This window comes from Mycobacterium sp., from assembly GCF_049647605.1.
In the GTDB taxonomy this organism is placed as follows: Bacteria; Actinomycetota; Actinomycetes; order Mycobacteriales; family Mycobacteriaceae; genus Mycobacterium.
Map to the genome: position 1 here is coordinate 39,411 of NZ_JBARXZ010000194.1, position 21,046 is coordinate 60,456.

The following is a 21,046-nucleotide window of genomic DNA, read 5'->3' on the forward strand; positions in this document are numbered from 1 at the left end:
AACTCTCCTGTCTAGAACTTCAGTGCGTGGGCGTCGAGGTTGGCGAAATCGAACTCCAAACCGTGACCGGGCGCGTCGTCGAGAACGAAGTAACCGTCTTTGATCTGATCGAAGTGCGTCACGACGCCGAGGTCGAGCAGCGATCCTCCGTCGACGTCCTCCACCCAGAGTGCCTTCGGGCTCGACGCCACCACCTGGCCGGAGATCTCCATGGCGTGATGGGGTGCCAGCGGTACGTTGAACGCCTGGGCCAGGGCGGCGATGCTCAGGTACGCCGTGGGGCCACCGGTCCGCACGACGTCACACTGGACAACATCCACAGCGTCTTGACGCAGAAATGAGGTGATGTCACGCAGGGTGTAGACGTTCTCCCCCAACGCCACCGGCGTGTCGATGCGACGGCGCAGCTTCGCATGGCCGTACACGTCGTCGCGTGCCAGCGGTTCTTCGATCCAGGCGATATCGAACGGCGCCAAGGCTTTCGAGACCGCTACTGCGCGGCTCTGATCCCAGCCCTGGTTGGCGTCGACCATGATCGCACGGGATCCCACCCGCTCTCTGACCTTGGCCACCCGCTCGATGTCCTCGTCGATCTCCGGACGGCCGACCTTGATCTTGACGCCCCCGTACCCCTTCCCGACCCAGCCGTCGACCTGATCGAGCAGCTGGGCGAGGTCCATCCGCAGGTTGATCCCGCTGCCGTAGACCGGTAGCCGGTCGTGCACGGCACCGAACAAGGAGTGCAGTGGCGCCCCGAGGGTCTTACCCACCAGATCCCAGAACGCGATGTCGAAAGCCGCGATCGACACGGTGGTGAAACCGCCGGCGCCCAGATCCTGCACCAGGTCCCACATCTCATGCCACAGTCGCCGCGGGTTGACTTCTTTTCCGACCAGTTCGGGCACCACGTAGTCACGCAGCAGCGACGCAATGGAGGTGCCGCCGCCGTGGGCGGCGTAGGTGTAACCGTGCCCGGTCTGACCGTTGTCTGCGGTGACGCTGACGACCACGATCTCGAAGTGCGTGACGACGTGGATCGAATCCGACCACGGGCCATTCGGAATCGGCATCTTGGACAGGCGGACGTCGATATCGGTGATACGCATTGTGTCTCCCGGGTATCAGGGGGCCAGCAGGCCCGGTAGGAAGGTGACTATCGGTGGAAAAAAGACGATGAGCAGCAGTGCTGCGATCAGCCACGGCAGGAAGAGGACCGCACCACGGAAGACCGCGCCGACCGGCTGGCCCGTGGCCGAGGACAGGACGTAGCTGACCAGTCCGACCGGCGGTGTGACCAAACCGATGACCAGGGTCAAGATCACGATCACGCCGAAGTGCAGTGGGTCCACACCGTATTGCGATGCCACCGGTGCCAGCACCGGCACCATGATCAATGTTCCGGCCGTCGGCTCCAGGAACAGCCCGACCAGGAGAAGTAATGCAGCGACCAGCAACAGGAACACCAGCGGGTTCTCCGACAGTGATGTCATCCAGCTGCCGAGCAGCTGAGGCACCCGTTCCAGGGTCAGGACCTGTCCGAAAACCGCACTCGCTGCGATGATCAGCAGCACTGAACCGCTGACCGCAGCAGCTGATCCCAGGACCCTCATCAGCAGGCGCACGGTGAGGGTCCGGTAGACGAAACCCAATACCGCCAGGTATCCGACAGCGATCGCGGCGGCCTCGCTCGGGGTGAAGAATCCGAACAGGATGCCGCCGATGATGATCGGAGGTGTCATCAGGGCGGGCAGGGCCCGCAGCAGTACACCGGCTTTCTCGCGTCGTGATCGTTGTGGCTGTTCGGCCAGCTCGGCATCTTTGTGGCGCAAGCTGTAGACGAACACGCCGATGGTGAGCATGACCGTGATGAGAATGGCCGGAAGCACCCCGGCAATCAGCATTCCGCCCAGCGACACACCAGCGGTCACGGCGTACACGACGGCCGGCAGGCTCGGCGGCATGATCGCCCCGATGATCGACGTGGTTGCCGTGGTGCCGAGGGTGAAGTCTCGCGAGTATCCGCGACGAAGCATCTGCGGCACCTGGATTCGGCCGGTCGCAGCCACATCCGCGGTGGCGGTTCCTGACATCCACGAGAACACGAAGCTGACCAGGATGTTCACGTATCCGAGCGCAAAACGGACCCGTCCCATGATGACCTCGGCGAAGGCGAACAACCGCTCCGAGACCCCCGACACGTTCGCGATACCGCCCAGCAGCAGGAACATCGGAACCGCAACCAACGTGAAAGTGTCGAGACTGGACACCAGCTTCTGCACCACCACGTTGGTGTTGGTCAGTGGCGTGAACAGAAAGTAGACCAGCGAAGGGCCCAGCAGGGCGAACGCGACCGGCACCCGCACCATCAGCAGGGCGACGACGCCGAGCACCACGAGTCCGGCGGTCACTGTGCTTCCTCCCGTTCGGCGGCATCAGGCCCCGTAAATGCCTTGGCGAAGTCATGCCAAGCCCAGACCAGGGCATGCATTGCCTGTAATGCCAGCCCCACCAATACAACTGAGAACAGTGCCGCAATGGGTACTTGCATTGCCACGGAGACGCGCGCCCCCATGCCCGCAACGTAGGGCAGGCTCAGCCACACGATTGCCGCGGCGATCACCGCAACCAACAACGAGGTGGCTCCGCGTACCAGGTCTTGTGCCCGCGGGCTCAGCCACCGGTCGATCAAGTCAACGGTGATGTGCTTACGCAGGGCCATCGCCAGCGCCGCCGCGGCGGCGCACAGCGCGATGTTGGAGTACCGGGCCAGTTCGTCGGTCCACGGCGCCGGTTCGAAGAACCGCCTGCTCACCACCTGGAGCAGCATCGCGCCGAAGATCACCAGCATCAACGCGATCGACACCACGTTTTCGATCACTTCGAAGAAGGCGAGGATCTTGTTCCGCCGACCAATGGGCGACAGATAGTCATAGTCGTCGGGGTCCAGGTCGACGGCTTCCGTGCCGACCTGGCCCGCATCGGCGGGTGGCACTGTCAGTCAGCCATTCCGCGGAATGTCTGGTACAACCCGCCCCAGTCGGATGTGCGGTCGAACTCGGCCGGCAGCACCTCTTGGACGTTGGCAGCAAAGGCATCTCGGTTCACGTCTCGAATGACCTGCATCTGGCCTGAAGCTTCCCACTCGTCGAGGTAGGCGCTCTCCTCTTCCTGGATGCAGTTGAGCACAGACTGTGTCGAGGTTTCCTGCACGGCCTCGAGGGCGTCTTTCTGCTCGTCACTGAGCCCCTCGTACCAGCCATTGTTGACGACGGTCAGTCCGGTCGAGACGACGTGACCGGTGAGGTTGATGTAGTTTTGCACCTCGTTGAAGGCCTGACTTGCGATGGTTGATATCGGATTTTCCTGCCCATCGACGACTCCGGAGGACAGGGCGACGTAGAGTTCGCCGAACGCCACCGGCGTGGAGGTGGCGCCCATCGCGTTCACTGCGGCAAGGTAGACCGCATTGTCCGGCACCCTGATCTTGAGGCCGTTGAGGTCGGCGGGCGACCGCACTGCCTGGTCAGTTGTGGTGAAATGCCTTGTCCCGTAGTACCACATGCCGAGGGTACGCAGATTGGTCTGCTCCTGCAGATCACTGATCAGCTGCTGGCCCTCGTCGGATGCGAGCACCTTCTGCGCGTGGCTGAAATCGTTGTACAGGTACGGAGCCTCCAAGACCGAGACCCTGGGCCAGAACTGGGCGATCTCGGATGCGCCGACCGTGGTCATCTCGAGGTTGCCTGCGGTGATGGAGTCGACCATCTCGACATTGGTGCCCAGCTGATTCGACGTGAAGACCTGGACATCGAACATGCCGTCGAGTTCGTCTGCCCAAGTGTCCCATCCACACCGCATGTAGGGGTGCTGGGCGTCGACGTTGGTGCCGATTCGCAGTGTGGCGACACCGCCACCGTCGGCTCCGTCAGCTCCACCGCCGTTGCCGCCGCAACCGGCCGCGGCCACTGCTGTCACTGCCGATGCGGCAACGACGGCCAGCTTCATGATGGTCTTCACTTCAGAACTCCTTTGTTCAGCAATGTGTTGGTTTGTTGTGTGATCGGGTCAGCTCAGGCCGAAGGCGGTAGCCAGGTCGGGATCGCCGGAGACGAATCGGGTGATCTCGTCTTCTTGCTCGCCAGTGAGCCGCGGCAGCGGTGGACGGTTCTGGCCTACCGGTACGCCCTGCAGCGACAGGACGTGCCGCAGATAGCCGATGAAGTCGTAATTGAACATGCGCGTGACGAAGCGCGTGATGACCGCCTGCAGACGGGCCGCTTCCGCTAGGTCGCCGGCGTCCACCGCATTCCACAGTGCAACGAAGGTGGCGGGCATCGCGTTGATCGAAACACCCACCGCGCCAGCCGATCCGGCGAGTCGCGCAGCCATGCACAAGGGATCAGACCCTGACAGCAGCTGGAAGTCGGTACCGCTGGTCCGCTCGATCAGATCCTGGATGTCGGCCAGGTCGTCGGCCGAGTACTTCACCCCGTCGAGCACGCCTTCGGCGGCCAGTTGCGCAAACCAGGGTGCGGCGGCCGGCCGATGGGTCAGGTGCGGTACGTGGTAAGCCATCACCGGCCGCCCCAGCTCCCTGGAGAGCGCGCGGAAGTAGTCGGCGACGGCGTCTGCGTTGACGTTGTAATAGAGCGGTGGGATCGCAGCTACCCCTGCGACACCTTCGTCGAGTGCTTTGCGAGCCAGGAGAACCGTGTCGCGGAACGGCATGGCGCCGACGTGGGCCAGGATCGGGATGCGCCCGGCAACGTGATCGGTGATGGCGGTGACGAGGCTGGCCCGTTCGTCGACCGACTGGATCGGCCCCTCCCCGGCGGTACCGCCGATGAACAGCCCATGTACGCCGGCGCCGAGCAGCCGCTCCACCAGGTTCAGCGTCGCATCGAGGTCGACGTCGCCGCGGTTGTTGTAGGCCGTCATCACAGCTGGATAGATCCCTGCCACCACGTTCTCCCTCCGAGAGTGTCGGGCGCCACATTAACATGATTAGTGTCGAAAACCACAAGAATAAGTTTGGTTACTTCAGCTCACAGGCCCGCTGAACTATCTGCTATAACAACATTGATGTTAAAAGTCGCGCTTCTCACTGTTAGATTCCGCAGCGATGACCATCTGGGAAGGATTCGCCGACGTGGCAAGTACCCGAAATGAACTGTCGGACTTCAGATCTAACTCGATTGCCGGGATGGCCAAGGCCTATCCCCAGCTGCTGACGCCGACTCCAGGTGGAGTCATCTCCTCGATCGCACCACCGGAGCCGCGCGTCTCCGTCGTCATCGGCGGCGGCTCCGGCCATTACCCGGCATTCGGGGGCATGGTCGGGCCCGGAATGGCCGACGCCGCCGTCCTCGGCGATATCTTCGCCTCCCCCTCTGCCGCTCAGGTTGCCAACGTCGCCCGGGCAGTCGACCAGGGGTGCGGAATCCTGCTGACATTCGGCAACTACACCGGCGACGTGCTCAACTTCTCCGCCGCGGCCCAGATGCTGCGAGCCGACGGAGTCGACGCACGGCTGCTGCCGGTAACCGATGACATTGCCAGCGCCGATCTCGCCAAATGGGAGCAAAGACGTGGAATAGCAGGTGATCTTGTCGTCTTTCGCATCGCCGGCGCCGCCACCGCCCGGGGGTTGCCGTTGGACGAGGTCGAGCGGCTCGCACGGGTCGCCAACCACCGGACCCGCTCGCTCGGGGTGGCGTACTCCGGGTGCACCCTGCCTGGCGCCGACGAACCGCTGTTCACCTTGCCGGAGTCGATGATGGGGATCGGCATGGGCATTCACGGCGAGCCCGGCCTGGAGACCGTGCCGCGGCGCCCCAGCGACGAAGTCGCCGCACTACTGGTGGACAAGGTGCTCACCGACCTGCAGCTCAGCGGCCTCACACCAGAACTGGTGATTCCCATCGTGAACGGCCTCGGCGCGCTGAGCGCCGACGAGCTCTTTGTCGCCTACGGCGCAGTAGAGCGATCGCTGGCCGCTCGCGGTATCGAGGTTTCGAACGCCCTGGTCGGTACGTTCTGCAGCAGCTTCGACATGTCGGGGTTCTCGGTCACGTTGTTCGTACCCGACGACGAACTACTGGCCCTGTGGTCCGAGCCCCTGGAAACACCATCGCTGCGAATCGGAACCGTCGACCACACCGGCACCTCCCGCCGCGTTGCGATCACTGAAGAACGGAAACCGGAAGTAGCAGAACTACTTCCGGTGTCCGAGGTCAGCGCCGCCCGGGCAAGTCAGGTCAGCGTGGCGCTGGCCGCCGTCGCCGAAGAACTTGCCCGGCTGGAACCGGAACTCGGCCGCATCGACGCCGTCGCCGGGGATGGCGATCACGGCATCGGTATGGCGCGGGGCTCGGCTGCGGCGGTCACCGCTGCCGCACAGGCAGCCCGGGAGGGTCACGGCGCCGCGGCCACCCTGGCTGCGGCGGCTCGCGGATGGGCCGACCGTGCCGGTGGCACATCCGGCGCCATCTGGGGCGCGATGCTGTCCACGGCAACTCGTGCATTGACAGCTGAAAAGATCTTGACCACAACAGATATAGCGAAAATCGCCACCGAGGTGGCCAACGAGGTGCGTGCTATGGGCGGCGCCGAAGTCGGCGACAAGACCATCGTCGACGCCCTGGTGCCGTTCGCGGATTCGCTGCAGGATTCGGCAGCATCGGGCCTGCCGCTCGCCGAATCATGGCGGCTCGCGGGTACCGCCGCGCAAGTCGCCTCTGACGGCACCCGGTCGATGGCCGCGCGTCGTGGCCGTGCCCGCACCCACGGTGCGGCGTCGGAAGGCACCCCGGACCCCGGTTGTGTCTCTTTTGCCGCCGTGGTGGCCACGATCGGTGATGCGCTCACCTCGAACTCCGACAGGAAGGCACAAGCATGACCCATCGCCGATGGAAGTTGCTGATCGGCAGCGACTGCGCTGCAGTCGAGTACCGGCGCGAGCTTGTCACGGTGCTGCGGGAGCATCCCCGGGTGGACAGCCTTGTCGATATCGGGATCGTCGACGGCGAGCAGCGGAACTACGGGCCGGTGGCCATCGAGGCGGCCACCCGCATCGCCCGCGGTGAGGCCGACCGCGCGATTCTGTTGTGCGGTACCGGACTCGGGGTCGCCATCGCGGCCAACAAGGTCTCCGGTATCCGCGCGGTGACCGCACACGACAGCTTTTCGGTGGAGCGCTCGATCCTGTCGAACGATGCCCAGGTGCTGTGTATGGGCCAGCGTGTCATCGGTGTCGAATTGGCGAAGCGACTGGCCACCGAATGGCTCCAGTACGAGTTCGACCCGGCCAGCGCCTCCTTCGACAAGGTGGCCGAAATCTGCAGTTACGAACAGGAGAAGCGATGAACAACCCCGTTATCGGAACCGTAGACCTGAGCACGCTGTCGCACGAGAGCGCTGCCTCGATCGTGTCGGCAGCACTACAGGTCGCCGAGTCGACGTACTCCGGAGCGGTGGCCTGCGCCGTCACCGGAGCCCAGGGCGAACTGATCGCATACGGGGCAGCTGATGGCACCGGCACCCTGCCGCGGCGACTCGCCATCCGAAAGGCGTACAGTGCGGTCCTGTTCAAGCGGGACACGACCGCGGTGCGGGAAGCAGTGTCCAGCGGCAAGATCGACATGGTTCGGCTGGCAGACGCCGAGCTGATCGCCATCCCGGGCGGGGAACCGATCCTGGTTGACGGCCGGATCGTAGGTGGTGTCGGGGTGAGCGGTCTCACGCCGGACGAAGATGCCGAAGTGGCACGTGCGGCTCTGTCGAAACGCTAGAAATTAGGTAGTCGGGCTGGCGGTATCGGGGTGTCCAGCCTAGAGAAGGGGAACTTGGCAGTGGCACGATCGGGCGCGGCGGCGTCATCCAGGCAAGAGCGGATCCGCGATCTGTTGTTGGAACACGGCACGGTGCGTTCCGACGAACTGGCAAAGATTCTCGACGTGTCCGTCATGACCATCTACCGAGATCTGGATACGCTCGCCGACCAGGGTTGGTTACGCAAGACCCGCGGTGGCGCAACGGTTCAGCGGTCGGCGCTGTTCGAGCTCAATGTGCGGGCCAGGCTCGAGGAGAACCGGTCGCTGAAGACCGCGATCGGCGCCGCGGCCGCCACCCTGATATCTCACGGGGATGCCGTCATCCTCGATGACAGCACGTCGGCGTTGGCGATGGTCGAGCCGATCAAGGAGATCGGCCCGATCACGCTGGTCACCAATTTCCGAAAGATCATCGACGCCACAGTCGATCACCCCGGCATCGATCTGATCGTGCTGGGCGGGCAGTATCACCCGTCCTACGACTCGTTCTTCGGCCCGTCGACGGTGGACTCGCTGGCCGATCTGTACGCCGACATCGCGTTTGTGTCTGCTTCGGCGGTCAACGGCAACCAGTGCCTGCATCCGATTCCCGAGGCAATTGCCGTCAAGAAGGCGATGCTCGCGGCCGCAACGGCCAAAGTGCTGCTGCTCGACCACTCGAAGTTCGCCAAGCGTGCCCTGCACCGGTTCGCTGCGATCGAAGACTTCGACGTCATCGTCGTCGACGCCGATATCAGCGATGCCCATCTCAGTCAGCTGCGTGAACAGGTTGAACGGGTTGTTGTCGCCGACCGTGAGCCTCGGTCCGCGGTCAACCCGGATGCCGACTGATCCACCCTGTCGTCTACCAACGAGGCGCTGCTGAGAGCCTGCTCGGCCAGGGTCAGGCCGTCAGGACCGCGTCCAGCGCTGAGTAGAAGATCCCCAGGCCGTCATCCGACGGTCCGGTGAGCGCCTCGGTGGCGTGTTCGGGATGGGGCATCAAACCCACCACCCGGCCGTTGGCCGAACTGACCCCGGCGATATCGCGCAGCGAACCGTTCGGGTTCTCCGCGTAGCGGAACACCACTCGGCCCTCGCCTTCGAGTTCGTCGAGGACGGCCTCGGAGGCCACGTAACGTCCTTCACCGGACTTCAGCGGCACCAGGATCTCGGCGCCGGTGTCGTACCGCGACGACCATGCGGTCGACGAGCTGTCCACCCGCAGCCAGATGTCGCGGCAGACGAAGTGCAGGCCGGCATTGCGGGTCAGCGCCCCGGGCAGCAGGCCGGTCTCGCACAGCACCTGGAAGCCGTTGCAGATCCCCAGCACCGGCATCCCGCGTTCGGCGGCGGCCACGACTTCGGCCATCACCGGCGCGAACCGGGCTATGGCCCCGGCACGCAGGTAGTCACCGTAGGAGAACCCGCCGGGCACGATCACCGCGTCGACACCCTTGAGGTCGGCGTCGGCGTGCCACAGACTGACCGGCTCGGCGCCGGCCAACCGGGCGGCCCGAGCGGCGTCTACGTCGTCGAGCGTGCCGGGAAAGGTGATGACGCCGACGCGGGCGCTCACGAGGGTTCCCGGGTGACGGTCCAGTCCTCGATCACGGTGTTGGCCAACAGGGATTCGGCGATCTCGGTCAAGGCTTGGTCGCTGACGCTGTCGTCGACCTCGAGTTCGAAGCGCTTACCTTGCCGCACTTCTGAAATGCCACCATGCCCGAGCCGGCCCAACGCGCCGACAATCGCCTGGCCCTGCGGGTCGAGAATCTCCGCTTTGGGCATCACATGGACAACTACCCGGGCCACGTGTGGCTCCTCGCTGTTAGATGCGGGTTGACGGGCCTGAGTCTATCCGCACCGCTATCCACATGAAGACAGGTAAGCCTCGCACAGCGCCACGACCATGCTCTCGAGCAGCACGGCATCGGCCGAGGCCGGCCACGGAGCCGTCGAGCCGCCGATCGGCGGGGTGACCGAGAACACGAGTTCGGCGATGGAGCTGCTCTGTGGGTGCGCCACCAGGTACTGGCGGATGAGCTGCGGTCCGGTCATCACCGCGGCGATGCGGTCCGCCCGGTCGATGGTCAGCGACGGCGAGTACTGGGGTGCCGCCTCCTGACAGGTGTGCAGGGCGGCCCTGGCCTGGTCGAACGCCTCGGTCACCAGTTGGCCGCCCCGCCACGTTTCGCCGCGCCAGTGCAGGATCTGCGCCGTCAGCTGCCACTGCCCGGGTGGAGCGGGCACCGTCGTCCTGGCCGCCACCACGTAACCGCGGGGGTCGTCGGCCGGCAACGGGATGGAGCACAGTTCCTCGGTGTAGAACCGCGGCTTGAGGACGGGCAGAGCCAGCTCGGCCAACGGCGGCCAGTGCAGCACCTCATACAGCGGCAACGACTCCGCGGCCGGCCAGGCCGCCGCGGGGATGCGATCGCAGGTCGGCGGACACGTCTCCGGTGGTGCGGCCGCCGCGGGCGCGACCACCACGGCGCAGCTGACCAGGAAACCGGCCAGGATCAGACGGACCATCGCTCCCCCTCGACATCCCTGGCGCACAATCGTAAGCATGGAGTTGACGCATTTCGGGCATTCGTGCCTTCTCGCGAGCTTTCCGGACACCACGGTGCTGTTCGACCCGGGCACGTTCTCGCACGGGTTCGAGGGCATCACCGGCCTGTCGGCGATCCTGATCACCCATCAGCACCCCGACCACGCCGATCCCAGCCGGTTGCCCGCACTGGTCGAGGCCAATCCGCAGGCGGCGCTCTACGCCGATCCGCAGACAGCGGCGCAGCTCGGCGGCGCCTGGCGGGCAGTGCACGTCGGTGACGAACTGTCCATCGGCGCGCTGACCGTTCGCGGTGTGGGTGGCCGGCACGCCGTCATCCACCCCGAAATCCCTGTGATCGACAATATTTCGTACCTGGTGGGCGACGGTGAGCATCCCGCGAAACTCATGCATCCCGGGGACGCGTTGTTTGTGCCCGGCGAGCCGGTCGAGGTGTTGGCCGCCCCGGCTGCCGCCCCATGGATGAAGGTCGCCGAGGCGGTGGAATATCTACGGGCAGTCGCACCGACACACGCGGTGCCGATCCACCAGGGTGTTGTTGCGCCGGAGGCTCGCGGTATCTATTACGGGCGGCTCTCCGAGATGACCGACACCGATTTCCGGGTGTTGGAAGAAGAATCGGCGACCACGTTCTGAAACGTCGATGTCCCGGGTCACCTTCACCGGCCAGATAGCCGGATTCGGCACCGTCGCCGGTGTCCGGATGGTCATCGGGATGTGGCAGCACTCCCCCTTCGGTGCGTTCGCCGACGTCATGGTGCAGACACCCGAAGATCGCCGGGTGCTGCTGGCACCCACCCATGCGGTGGCCGAGTTCATCTCCACCACATACTCATTCGATGACGTTCGGATCGGTCCGGTCGAGGCCGTCATGTCGGCCGACGTCCTGACCGTCACCGCACCGCGGCTCGTGGTGAGTCTGCGGGTGGGTGGCCCGGCCCCGGTGGATCATGTGCTGCGGCTGGTTCCGGGTTTTCTGGCGACGGCACCGTGGTGGCTCCGGCTCATCGATCCGGTCGCGTCCCGGCTGGTTCCCGGGGTGCACACCGCCGGTAGTGCGGGCCACGGCCGGCGCGAGTATTACGGGGTGCGCCGCTCCCGGCGCATCGTCTCCGCGGCGGGCCGGTATGAGTCGACGCCGTTGCGTGGGCTCGCCGAGCTGTCACCCCCGGTGGGGTTCGGCTTTTCGTCCGCGCCGTCGGCCCCGCAACTGGTGTCCGTCACCACCACGATCGATCTGTGAGTCACCAGTTCCATCTGTGAGTCACCCGTCCATCTGTGAATCAACCAATGTCGCGGGCCGCACCCCGTCCGGCCGCGCGACCGGAGAACAGGCAGCCACCCAGGAAGGTGCCTTCCAGCGCCCGATATCCGTGGACGCCGCCGCCACCGAATCCGGCGACCTCGCCGGCGGCATACAGCCCGTCGATGGCTGCGCCATTGTCGTCGAGTGCCCGAGAGTCCAGGTCGGTTTCCAAGCCGCCCAAGGTCTTTCGGGTCAGAATGTGAAGCTTGACCGCGATCAGCGGCCCGGCCTTGGGGTCGGTGATCCGGTGCGGGGCCACCACCCGGGTGAGCCGGTCCGCCAGATAGGCGCGGGCACCGCGGATCGCGGTGATCTGCCCGTCCTTGGAGTACTTGTTGACCACTTCGCGGTCCCGGGCGGTCACTTCGGCTTCCACTGCGGCGTAGTCCAGTGGCTCCACGTCCGGGAGGTTGTTCATCGCCGTCACCAGTTCACGCAATGAGGTGGCGGACACAAAATCGATACCACGGTCGACAAACGCCTGGACCGGCGCCGGCGGGCCGGGCCGGACCCGCTGCAGCACCTGCCGGATGTCACGGCCCGTCAGGTCCGGGTTCTGTTCCTGCCCGGACAGGCCGAACTCTTTCTCGATGATCCTGGCATTGAGGATGAACCACGTGTAGTCGTGGCCCGAGGCCACGATGTGTTCGAGGGTGCCCAGGGTGTCGAAGCCCGGGTACAGCGGTCCGGGCAGCCGCTTGCCGGTGGCGTCCAGCCACAGCGACGATGGGCCGGGGATGATGCGGATGCCGTGGTCGGGCCAGATCGGGTCGTAGTTGGTGATGCCTTCGGTGTAGTGCCACATCCGGTCCCTGTTGATGACACGGGCGCCGACGGATTCGGTGATGCCGATCATCCGGCCGTCGACGTGTGCGGGCACCCCGGCCAGCAGTTGGTCGGGTACCCGCCCCATCCGCGGCGGCCAGTTCTTGCGGATCAGCTCGAGGTTGGCGCCGATCCCGCCGCTGGTGACGATCACCGCCGAGGAACGCAATTCGAACTCGCCCAACGACTTTCGCGATGAGGCCACTCCGCGTGCCGCCGTCGACGGTTCCAGCACGGTGCCGCGCACGCCGACCACTGCGCCGCCGTCGACCAGGAGTTCGTCGACCTGGTGGCGGTGGGCGAACCGCACCCGCGGGTTGCCCAGTACCCGCCGCGCGAAGACGTCGACCAGTCCCGGCCCGGTCCCCCAGGTGATGTGGAATCTCGGAACCGAGTTTCCGTGCCCGCGCGCGTCGTAGCCACCGCGTTCGGCCCAGCCCACCAACGGGAACAGCTGGTGGCCGCGTTCACGCAGCCAGCTGCGTTTTTCTCCGGCGGCGAAGTCCACGTAGGCGTGGGCCCACTGGCGTGGCCAGTAGTCCTCGGGGCGGTCGAATCCAGCGGTGCCGAGCCAGTCCTGCAGCGCCAGTTCGTGGCTGTCCTTGATACCCAGGCGCCGCTGTTCGGGGCTGTCGACAAAAAACAGTCCGCCGAAGGACCAGTACGCCTGCCCGCCCAGGTTGGCCTCGTTCTCCTGGTCCACGATGAGCACCCGTTTACCGCGTTCGGCCAGTTCACAAGCGGCCACCAGGCCGGCGATCCCGGCTCCGACCACGATGACGTCAGCGTCCATACCGCCCACGCTAATGTCTGCGGAGCTGCTGATCGGGGAAGTCCGGTAAAAGACATTCAGTTGTGCCAGACGTGCCCCGGGTTTTCCCGGTTCGCCGCAGGGTACCTACCGTCTCAGGCGGCGTCGAACAGGGCCGGACGTGGGTCCCACCGGTACACCGCGGGAACACAGCCATGTAGCAACGCCAGGTCCATGGCATCGAACACCGCTTGCCGCGGGCCGGGTTTGGCCAGTTGGCGGGCGGACACCGCGAGCCGCACGATACCGCCGCGGCGGGCGGTCCGGTCGGCCGAGAGCACCAGGGTGCGACACCACCAGGGTTCGGTGAGGAAGCCGGCGCCGATGCCGAGGACCCGGGTGCGCACGGTGGTGTCACGGATCAGGTCGCTGATCCCCGCCAATCCGGCAAGCAAGCGAAATCCGTTGCGCGGCAGCACGGCGACGGCGCCCGGCGATACCGACCACCCTGGTGCCGCGAACAGCCGGGTCCGCAGGCCGAGGTGGTCGAGCACGCGGTCGGCAGCCATCAGCCGCAAGTTGGCCTCGTGTGCCTGCAGGACCGCGAACTCGCTGCGGCGGCGTTTGGTGGCGGCTTCGTCGTATCCGTGAAGGACCAGCGCGTCGCCGGCCGAGCGCCGCTCGGTCAGCCAGTCGACGGTCGGCAGGTCGGAATCCAGGCGGTAACCGCCCTTGAGCCGGGGTGCGACGAACCAGGACACCGGAACCGAGCGGTCCCGCAGTTGCTCGCTGAACTCGACGGCATCGCCCACGGTGCGATCATCGATCCCGGAAACCGAGACGATGAGTTGCCCAGCCATGCCACCCATGGTCGCAATCGCAGGTGTCGAAAGGGTGTCGGACACCCGGACTTCAGGTGGCTAGTTCGGCAGCACCGCTTCGATGGCGCTGATCACCTCGGGATCGTCGGGGGCGGTCTGGGGACGGAATCGGTTGGCCACCGTGGCGCCCGGGGCCAGCAGGAACTTCTCGAAGTTCCACTGCACGTCCCCGGCTTCGCCGGCGGTGTCCGCGGTCTTGGTCAGTTCGGCGTACAGCGGATGCCGGTCGGCGCCGTTGACGTCGGTTTTGGCCAGCAGCGGGAACGTCACCCCGTAGGTGGTGGAGCAGAACGTCTGGATCTCCTCGGCACTGCCGGGTTCCTGGCCCATGAACTGGTTGCAGGGCACCCCGATCACCGTCAATCCGCGGTCGGCGTAGTCGCGAGCCAGTTGTTCCAGCGCGCTGTACTGCGGCGTCAGCCCGCACTTGGAGGCGACGTTGACCACCAGGACGGCGCGGTCCGCGTAGTCGGCCAGCGAGGTGGGCTCGCCGTTCAGCGTGTTCAGCGGAATGTCGGTGAGGCTCATGCCCGACAACCTACCGGCCGGAGACCGCGCACCGACGACGACGCTCCTAACTGCCGAAGCGATCCCGGTCGGCGGTGGCCAGCAGCCACGCGTACTGGAACGCCACTTCCTTCCACCGCTCGTATCGCCCGCTGATCCCGCCGTGACCGGCCGTCATCTGCGTCTTCAACAGCACCGGGTGCGGGTCGGACTTGGTGTGCCGCAGTGCCGCAACCCATTTTGCGGGTTCGACGTAGTACACCCTGGTGTCGTTGAGTGAGGTCATCGCCAGGATCTGCGGGTAGTCGACGGCAGCGACATTCTCATACGGCGAGTACGACTTCATGTAGCTGTAGACATCGCCGTCCTCGACCGGGTTGCCCCACTCGTCCCATTCGGTCACCGTCAGTGGTAGCGACGGATCCAGGATGGTCGTCAACGGATCGACAAACGGAACCTGGGCCAGGATGCCGGCGAAGGCCGCGGGTGCCAGGTTGGCGACGGCGCCCATCAACAGCCCGCCGGCACTGCCGCCGAGCGCCACCAGGTTCTGGGGCCGGGTCAAGCCGGTGTCGACGATGTGCTGGGCCACCGCGATGAAATCGGTGAAGGTGTTGCGCTTTTCCAGCAGTTTGCCGTGCTCGTACCACAGTCGGCCCATTTCACCGCCACCGCGGACGTGGGCGATGACAAACACCATGCCCCGGTCGAGGAGGGACAGGCGCGCGATGGAGAACCGCGGATCTTCACATGACTCGTAGGCGCCGTAGCCGTAAAGCAATGCCGGGGCGGGAGTTTCGACACCAACTCGGCTGACCACCGAAACCGGGACCCGGGTGCCGTCGGAGGCCACCGCCCAGTCGCGCCGCTCGGTGTAGTCCTGTGGGCGGTAGTCGCCGAGTACCGGCTGCTCCCGCAGCAGGGTTCGTTCGCCGGTGGCCAGGTCGACGTCGTAGACCCGGACCGGGATGACAAAGGACGTCGCGGCGATCCGCAGCCGCGGCGCATCCCAGTTCGGGTTGCCGCCGAGGCCCGCCGACATCAGTTCGGACTCGAAGGACAGCTCCTCCGGCCGCGCATACTCGCCGTTCACGATGGGCCACAGCTGAATTCGCGGCAGCGCCTCACGTCGATAGCTGACCACCAGATGGTCTGCGAACGCGTCGACCCCTTCGATTCGCACATCGTCGCGGTGCGGGACCAGTGTCTGCTGGTTCGTCGGATCGGCCACCGGCGCCTCGGCGAGGGTGAAGTTGACGGCACCGTCGTTGTGCAGGATCAAGAACCGGTCCTGGCCCCCGACGACGGCATGGTCGATCGAGTACTCGACACCGTCACGTCGACCGAGGATGCTGGTGAACTCGGCGCTCGGGTCGCCGGCGTCGGCGTAGAACACCTCTGAGGTGATGGCCGAGCCGGCGGCGATCAGCACGTACTTGTTGCTGCGGGTGCGGCCGATCCCCACCCAGAACTTCTCGTCCGGCTCGTGGAACACCTTCTGCGACGGCAGGCCGCTGCCCAGCCGGTGTCGCCACACGGTGTCGGGACGCCACGCGTCGTCCACGGTTGCGTAGTAGACGGTTTGACTGTCGGCCGCCCAGGTGACGCCCGCAGCGATGCCGACGATCTCGTCCGGGTACATCTCTGAAGTGCGAAGGTCCTTGAAGCGCAACGTGTAGCGCTCGTCGCCGACAACATCGACGGAGTACGCCAGAATGTGGCCGTCCAGGCTCACACTGGCGGCCCCCAGCGAGAAGAACTCGTGGCCGTCAGCCTCGATGTTCTCGTCGAGCAGCACGAACTCACCTGGAACGTCGGTGTTCTCATCGAGTTCAGGCGGCGTCCAGTCATCGGGATGACGGACGGGGCACCGGCAGTGCACCCCGTACTGTTTGCCCTCGAAGCTGCGTCCGTAATACCAGTAGTCACCGCGACGGGTGGGAACCGACAGGTCGGTCTCCTTGGTCCGCGCCTTGATCTCGTCGAAGATGCTCTGCCGCAACGGCTCCAGGTGGGCCGTCACCTCGTCGCAGTAGCTGTTCTCGTCCTCGAGATGGGAGATGACCTCGGGGTCGGACTTCTCTCGCAGCCATTCGTACGGATCGTTGAACACATCGCCGTGGAATTCTCGACGGGTGTCGACGCGCTTGGCGATCGGCGGGGTGACGGTCATGAGTTGGATCCGATCCAGTCGGCGAACTTCAGGCCCGAGATCCGTTCGTAGGCCTCGATGTAACGGCTGCGAGTGGCCTCGACGATCTCAGGGGGCAGCGGTGGCGGGGGTTCGGTTCCGTTGCGGTCCCAACCGGATTCCGGTCCGGTGAGCCAGTTGCGGACGAACTGCTTGTCGAAGCTCGGTTGCACCACACCTTGGGTGTAGGTGTCGGCAGGCCAGTACCGCGACGAATCGGGGGTGAACACCTCATCGGCGAGGCGCAGCTCACCGTCGGCGCCGACCCCGAACTCGAATTTGGTGTCGGCGATGATGATTCCTTTGGCCAGCGCGTGGTCTGCAGCTTGCAGATAGATCCGGAGAGTCCGGTCCCTGAGCTGGTTGGCGCGCTCGGCGCCTACCAGATCGACGACCTGGGAGAAGCTGATGTTCTCGTCGTGATCGCCCAGCTCGGCCTTGGTCGCGGGGGTGAAGATCGGCTGGTCGAACTTGCTGGCCTCTCCGAGGCCCGGCGGCAGCGCGATCCCGCACACCGACCCGGTCGCCTGATAGTCGAGCAGGCCGGATCCGGAGAGGTAGCCGCGCGCCACACATTCGACCGGCATCATGTCCAGCTGCGCCACCACCAGCGCGCGACCCAGCACATCGGTGGGGATGCGCGGATCGTCCGGCGGCCCGGCCAGATGATTGGGCGCATCGATCAGGTCGAAGAAGAACACGCTCATCGCGGTGAGGATGCGGCCCTTGTCCGGGATCTCGCTGGCCAGGATGTGGTCGTAAGCCGAGATGCGATCGGTGGCCACGAACAGCAGGTGCGTGTCATCGATGCGGTACAGCTCGCGGACCTTGCCGCTGGCAATGTGCTGGTAATCGGACAGAGCAGGGCGCATCGGGTCAGCCTAATGGGGATTGATCAGGGTGTCTGTGGCCGGGTTCTCCCGCCGCATCGCCGTTCCCGGCAGTGGCGTCCCGCAGCTGCCGAAGCGCCGTCGCCGACTTGACCACCGCCGCCAGCACCGGGGCTCCGAGCACCATCCCCAGCAGACCCGCCGCCACGCCGCCGATCATCGTGGCCAGCAGCACCGCGACCGGGTGCAGGCGCAGTGACGATCCCAACGCCCAAGAACTGACCGCACTTTGGACGGTGCCGTTGGAGATCATGAACGTCAGCCCCAGGATGAGCGCCGCCGTCGGGCCACCTGAACCGAACGCGATCAGTACTGCAAAAACACCCGTGATCCAGGCGCCGAGGAACGGTATGAACGACAGCACGAAGTACAAGATGAAGATCGGCACCGCCAAGGGAACGCCGAGAATCAGCAGCGGCACCATGAAGATGGGGGCAGTGACCAGCGCGGTGATGGTGATGCCTTTGAAGTATCCGCGGATCGACGTCCGGGCCAGCGAGATGACGGTGCCCACCTCGGCTGTGTCCAGGGTTGTGCTCCGAGCCAGCCAAGCCGGGAATCGGCTCGCGTCGCGCAGCGCGAAGAACAGGAAGAACAGCGCCAGAAATGTGCCCATGACCAACGACAGCGCCCCGTAGAAGGTGCTGGTGACCACCCCGAGGATGCCCTGCCCCAGCTGCGGCGCGTGTCCTTCGAGGGCGGATCGGGCATGGACGAGCCACTGCGAATCGATATCGAGGCCTTCGACCCACTCCAGCAACCGCGCCCATCCGAGCATCAGCTGCCGGTAGATGTCGGGCCACTGCTGCACGAAGCCCCACACCACCGTCCCGATGGCGACCGCCCCCACCACGATCGCCCCCAGCAAGGTGATTGCGGTGGCCAGGGCCGCCGGCAGACCGACTCGTTTCAGCATTTCCGAGACCGGTTCCAGCACGATCCCGAGGATCACCGCGATGACCAGCGGAACCAGCACGCCGCTGATCGCACCCAGCGCCGCCGCAACGACCGCAGCCAACGCGATCACACCCAGCGCCGCCCAGCTGACGACGCCCACCCGTCGTATCACTGCGTCCGAGGGACGCGACCCATCAGCGGTGCCCATGTGCGGTCATTCTGCCCCGCGCCGTGCCCGCCGAAGAGCAACGCGCCTCGACCGGAGAAAAACCTGGAGTCGGCAACCTCGGGGATGCCTATTGGCCGCGCGGATTCCAGCGACGTGCTGGGATCGATGCCATGAGTTCGCGCTACCTGCCGTATGCCACCACACCCCGCCGTTTCCTGCTGCAGTTCCTCAGCGATGTCCTGGTCCTGGGATGGTCGATGATCTGGGTGCTGGTCGGGATGGCGGTGCATGCCGCCATCGACACCATCGCCGGGGTGGGCCGGCAGGTCGAGTCCGGCGCCAACGGCCTGGCCGAGAATCTGGAGTCGGCGGGCAACAGCGTCGGTGGGGTGCCCTTCATCGGTGATGGCCTGCGCAGTCCGTTGACCGCGGCCGGTGAGGCCGCGCTGGACCTGGCCGGTGCGGGCAACAGCCTGGACAGCACCGCAAGTTGGCTGGCATGGGTGCTGGCTCTGGCGGTCGCCGCCCCGCCGATCATGGCGATCGTGACGCCGTGGTTGGTGCTGCGGCTGCGGTTCTTCCGGCGCAAATGGACTGCGATCGCGCTGGCCGCAACTCCGGCCGGTGAGCAGCTGCTGGCGATGCGTGCTCTGGCGAACCGGCCACTGCGGAAGCTGACGGCGGTCAGCGTCGACCCGGTGGGCGGCTGGCGCCGCGACGACGCCGTCATCGTCCGTGGTCTGGCCAACCTCGAACTGCGGGCCGCCGGTATCCGCGTCACCCGCTGAGCTGAGCTCGGCCGGGTGCCGCGGCCTACAGGATGGCGCCGGGGGTGTACTCGGCGGCGCCGGGATACTGGGCCACCAGCTCGGCGACGGCGGCAGCCACCTGGTCCACCTGATCGGCGGCCGCTCCGATGAAAGCTCCCTTGTCGGCCAGTGCCGCTTCCAAAGCCGCTCTGTCCAAAGGCAATCGGGTATCCGCGGCCAACCGGTCCAAAAGGTCTGGCTCCGAACCCTTTTCCCGCATGGCCAGCGCCACGGCGACGGCATGCTCCTTGATCACCTCGTGGGCCGTTTCGCGGCCCACCCCGGCACGCACCGCGGCGATGAGGATTCGGGTGGTCGCCAGGAACGGCAGGTACCGGTCGAGCTCCCGCTGGATCACCGCCGGGTAGGCGCCGAACTCGTCGAGCACGGTCAGGAAGGTCTCGGTCTGCCCGTCGAGGGCGTAGAACGCATCGGGCAACGCGACCCGGCGCACCACCGAGCAGAAAACATCACCCTCATTCCATTGCGCCCCAGCCAGTTCCGCGGCCATCGACGCGTAACCACGCAGCACCACCTGCAGGCCGTTGACGCGTTCACACGAGCGGGTGTTCATCTTGTGCGGCATCGCCGACGAGCCGACCTGACCGGGCGCGAAGCCCTCGGTGACCAGTTCGTGGCCGGCCATCAGGCGCACGGTGTGGGCGAACGACGACGGCCCGGCGCCCAACTGCACCAGCGCGGAGAGGACATCGTGGTCCAGGGAGCGCGGGTACACCTGGCCGACACTGTTGAACACCGACGAGAATCCCAGAAACGACGCGACACGAGATTCCAGAGAAGACAGCCGAGCGGCGTCGCCGTCGAACAGATCCAGCATGTCCTGGGCGGTGCCCATCGGGCCCTTGATCCCGCGCAGCGGGTACCGGTCGATCAGCTCCCGAACACGAACCAGGGCCACCAACGTTTCCTCGGCGGCCGAGGCGAACCGTTTGCCCAATGTGGTGGCCTGCGCGGCGACGTTGTGGGAGCGCCCGGCCATCACCAGGTCCCGGTGTTCCACCGCGCGCGAGGCCAGCCGCGCGGCGACGGCCACCCCGTGGGAGAACACCAGTTCCAGGGAGCGCCGGATCTGCAGCTGCTCGACGTTCTCGGTGAGGTCGCGGCTGGTCATCCCCTTGTGCACGTGCTCGTGCCCGGCGAGTGCGTTGAACTCCTCGATCCGGGCCTTCACATCGTGCCGGGTGACACGTTCGCGGTCGGCGATCGAGGCCAGGTCGACGTTGTCGAGAACCCGTTCGTAGTCCTCGAGCACGCCGTCCGGCACCGCAACACCCAATTCCGACTGGGCCCGCAGCACCGCGAGCCACAACCGTCGCTCGGCGACGATCTTGGCCTCCGGCGACCAGATCGCCGTCATCTCCGCGCTTGCATACCTCGAGGCCAGGACATTCGGAACAGTCACGAGGACACAGC

General features: G+C 65.8%; 22 protein-coding genes. 7 read left to right on the forward strand and 15 right to left on the reverse strand.

Going from position 1 to position 21,046, the window contains the following annotated elements:
• Nucleotides 1-11 precede the first annotated feature (11 nt).
• From WBB07_RS24800 to WBB07_RS24820, 5 genes are read right to left on the reverse strand one after another with little or no spacing between them, the layout of a single operon-like run.
• Entirely contained in the window at nt 12-1,106 is a 1,095-nt protein-coding gene (locus WBB07_RS24800) for a mandelate racemase/muconate lactonizing enzyme family protein (RefSeq protein ID WP_526311561.1), read from the reverse strand.
• Between the two features lie 15 nt (nt 1,107-1,121).
• A complete protein-coding gene (locus WBB07_RS24805) occupies nt 1,122-2,408 on the reverse strand; it encodes a TRAP transporter large permease (protein ID WP_526311563.1) in 1,287 nt (428 codons plus the stop codon).
• Nucleotides 2,405-2,992: a TRAP transporter small permease gene (locus WBB07_RS24810; protein ID WP_526311565.1), complete on the reverse strand. Its 588-nt coding sequence runs from the start codon at nt 2,990-2,992 to the stop codon at nt 2,405-2,407. Before WBB07_RS24810 ends, WBB07_RS24805 begins: the two co-directional genes overlap by 4 nt.
• Before the next feature lie 2 nt (nt 2,993-2,994).
• The gene (locus WBB07_RS24815; RefSeq protein ID WP_526311567.1) at nt 2,995-4,017 is read right to left on the reverse strand and encodes a DctP family TRAP transporter solute-binding subunit; all 1,023 of its coding nucleotides are present in this window, start codon (nt 4,015-4,017) and stop codon (nt 2,995-2,997) included.
• Between the two features lie 48 nt (nt 4,018-4,065).
• Nucleotides 4,066-4,965, reverse strand: coding sequence for a dihydrodipicolinate synthase family protein (locus tag WBB07_RS24820; RefSeq protein WP_526311569.1), 900 nt, complete (start codon nt 4,963-4,965; stop codon nt 4,066-4,068).
• A 157-nt stretch (nt 4,966-5,122) separates the two neighbouring features.
• Here WBB07_RS24820 and WBB07_RS24825 point away from each other — a divergent pair, with 157 nt between their 5' ends.
• Genes WBB07_RS24825 through WBB07_RS24840 form a run of 4 tightly spaced genes read left to right on the forward strand, consistent with a single transcriptional unit; the run spans nt 5,123 to nt 8,663 of the window.
• Nucleotides 5,123-6,898, forward strand: coding sequence for a dihydroxyacetone kinase family protein (locus tag WBB07_RS24825; RefSeq protein ID WP_526311571.1), 1,776 nt, complete (start codon nt 5,123-5,125; stop codon nt 6,896-6,898).
• The gene (locus WBB07_RS24830) at nt 6,895-7,365 is read left to right on the forward strand and encodes a ribose-5-phosphate isomerase (protein WP_526311573.1); all 471 of its coding nucleotides are present in this window, start codon (nt 6,895-6,897) and stop codon (nt 7,363-7,365) included. The genes WBB07_RS24825 and WBB07_RS24830 overlap by 4 nt, the downstream gene beginning before the upstream one ends.
• Nucleotides 7,362-7,790, forward strand: a complete 429-nt coding sequence (locus tag WBB07_RS24835) for a heme-binding protein (RefSeq protein ID WP_526311575.1) — start codon at nt 7,362-7,364, stop codon at nt 7,788-7,790. Before WBB07_RS24830 ends, WBB07_RS24835 begins: the two co-directional genes overlap by 4 nt.
• A 60-nt stretch (nt 7,791-7,850) precedes the next feature.
• Nucleotides 7,851-8,663, forward strand: a complete 813-nt coding sequence (locus tag WBB07_RS24840; RefSeq protein WP_526311577.1) for a DeoR/GlpR family DNA-binding transcription regulator — start codon at nt 7,851-7,853, stop codon at nt 8,661-8,663.
• Between the two features lie 52 nt (nt 8,664-8,715).
• On the opposite strand, the gene purQ is transcribed toward WBB07_RS24840, so the two are convergent.
• The 3 genes from purQ to WBB07_RS24855 are packed head-to-tail and all read right to left on the reverse strand — an operon-like array spanning nt 8,716 to nt 10,346.
• Entirely contained in the window at nt 8,716-9,390 is a 675-nt protein-coding gene (gene purQ / locus WBB07_RS24845) for a phosphoribosylformylglycinamidine synthase subunit PurQ (protein WP_526311579.1), read from the reverse strand.
• Entirely contained in the window at nt 9,387-9,626 is a 240-nt protein-coding gene (gene purS / locus WBB07_RS24850; protein ID WP_526311581.1) for a phosphoribosylformylglycinamidine synthase subunit PurS, read from the reverse strand. The genes purQ and purS overlap by 4 nt, the downstream gene beginning before the upstream one ends.
• Before the next feature lie 54 nt (nt 9,627-9,680).
• Nucleotides 9,681-10,346 (reverse strand): ATPase, encoded by a 666-nt coding sequence (locus WBB07_RS24855; protein ID WP_526311583.1) that lies wholly within the window; start codon nt 10,344-10,346, stop codon nt 9,681-9,683.
• A 37-nt stretch (nt 10,347-10,383) separates the two neighbouring features.
• Here WBB07_RS24855 and WBB07_RS24860 point away from each other — a divergent pair, with 37 nt between their 5' ends.
• Together WBB07_RS24860 and WBB07_RS24865 are read left to right on the forward strand one after the other, a co-directional pair.
• The gene (locus WBB07_RS24860; protein ID WP_526311585.1) at nt 10,384-11,022 is read left to right on the forward strand and encodes an MBL fold metallo-hydrolase; all 639 of its coding nucleotides are present in this window, start codon (nt 10,384-10,386) and stop codon (nt 11,020-11,022) included.
• 7 nt (nt 11,023-11,029) lie between these two features.
• Nucleotides 11,030-11,629 carry a hypothetical protein gene (locus WBB07_RS24865; RefSeq protein WP_526311586.1) on the forward strand — a complete coding sequence of 200 codons (600 nt, stop codon included), beginning with the start codon at nt 11,030-11,032 and terminating at the stop codon, nt 11,627-11,629.
• A 40-nt stretch (nt 11,630-11,669) separates the two neighbouring features.
• On the opposite strand, the gene WBB07_RS24870 is transcribed toward WBB07_RS24865, so the two are convergent.
• The 6 genes from WBB07_RS24870 to WBB07_RS24895 form a co-directional block, all read right to left on the reverse strand.
• Nucleotides 11,670-13,310, reverse strand: a complete 1,641-nt coding sequence (locus tag WBB07_RS24870) for an FAD-binding dehydrogenase (protein ID WP_526311588.1) — start codon at nt 13,308-13,310, stop codon at nt 11,670-11,672.
• A gap of 113 nt (nt 13,311-13,423) precedes the next feature.
• A complete protein-coding gene (locus WBB07_RS24875) occupies nt 13,424-14,128 on the reverse strand; it encodes a DUF2334 domain-containing protein (RefSeq protein ID WP_526311590.1) in 705 nt (234 codons plus the stop codon).
• Between the two features lie 60 nt (nt 14,129-14,188).
• Nucleotides 14,189-14,677 carry a glutathione peroxidase gene (locus WBB07_RS24880; RefSeq protein ID WP_526311592.1) on the reverse strand — a complete coding sequence of 163 codons (489 nt, stop codon included), beginning with the start codon at nt 14,675-14,677 and terminating at the stop codon, nt 14,189-14,191.
• A gap of 46 nt (nt 14,678-14,723) precedes the next feature.
• Nucleotides 14,724-16,829 (reverse strand): S9 family peptidase, encoded by a 2,106-nt coding sequence (locus tag WBB07_RS24885; RefSeq protein ID WP_526311594.1) that lies wholly within the window; start codon nt 16,827-16,829, stop codon nt 14,724-14,726.
• Complete coding sequence (locus tag WBB07_RS24890; protein WP_526311596.1) at nt 16,826-17,719, reverse strand: phosphoribosylaminoimidazolesuccinocarboxamide synthase; 894 nt, start codon at nt 17,717-17,719, stop codon at nt 16,826-16,828. Before WBB07_RS24890 ends, WBB07_RS24885 begins: the two co-directional genes overlap by 4 nt.
• Before the next feature lie 4 nt (nt 17,720-17,723).
• The gene (locus WBB07_RS24895; RefSeq protein ID WP_526311598.1) at nt 17,724-18,842 is read right to left on the reverse strand and encodes an AI-2E family transporter; all 1,119 of its coding nucleotides are present in this window, start codon (nt 18,840-18,842) and stop codon (nt 17,724-17,726) included.
• A 131-nt stretch (nt 18,843-18,973) separates the two neighbouring features.
• Between WBB07_RS24895 and WBB07_RS24900 the strand changes: the two genes are divergently transcribed.
• A complete protein-coding gene (locus WBB07_RS24900; RefSeq protein WP_526311600.1) occupies nt 18,974-19,591 on the forward strand; it encodes a hypothetical protein in 618 nt (205 codons plus the stop codon).
• A gap of 25 nt (nt 19,592-19,616) precedes the next feature.
• Here WBB07_RS24900 and purB read toward each other — a convergent pair whose 3' ends face one another.
• A complete protein-coding gene (purB, locus tag WBB07_RS24905; protein ID WP_526311602.1) occupies nt 19,617-21,035 on the reverse strand; it encodes an adenylosuccinate lyase in 1,419 nt (472 codons plus the stop codon).
• Nucleotides 21,036-21,046: the final 11 nt, after the last annotated feature.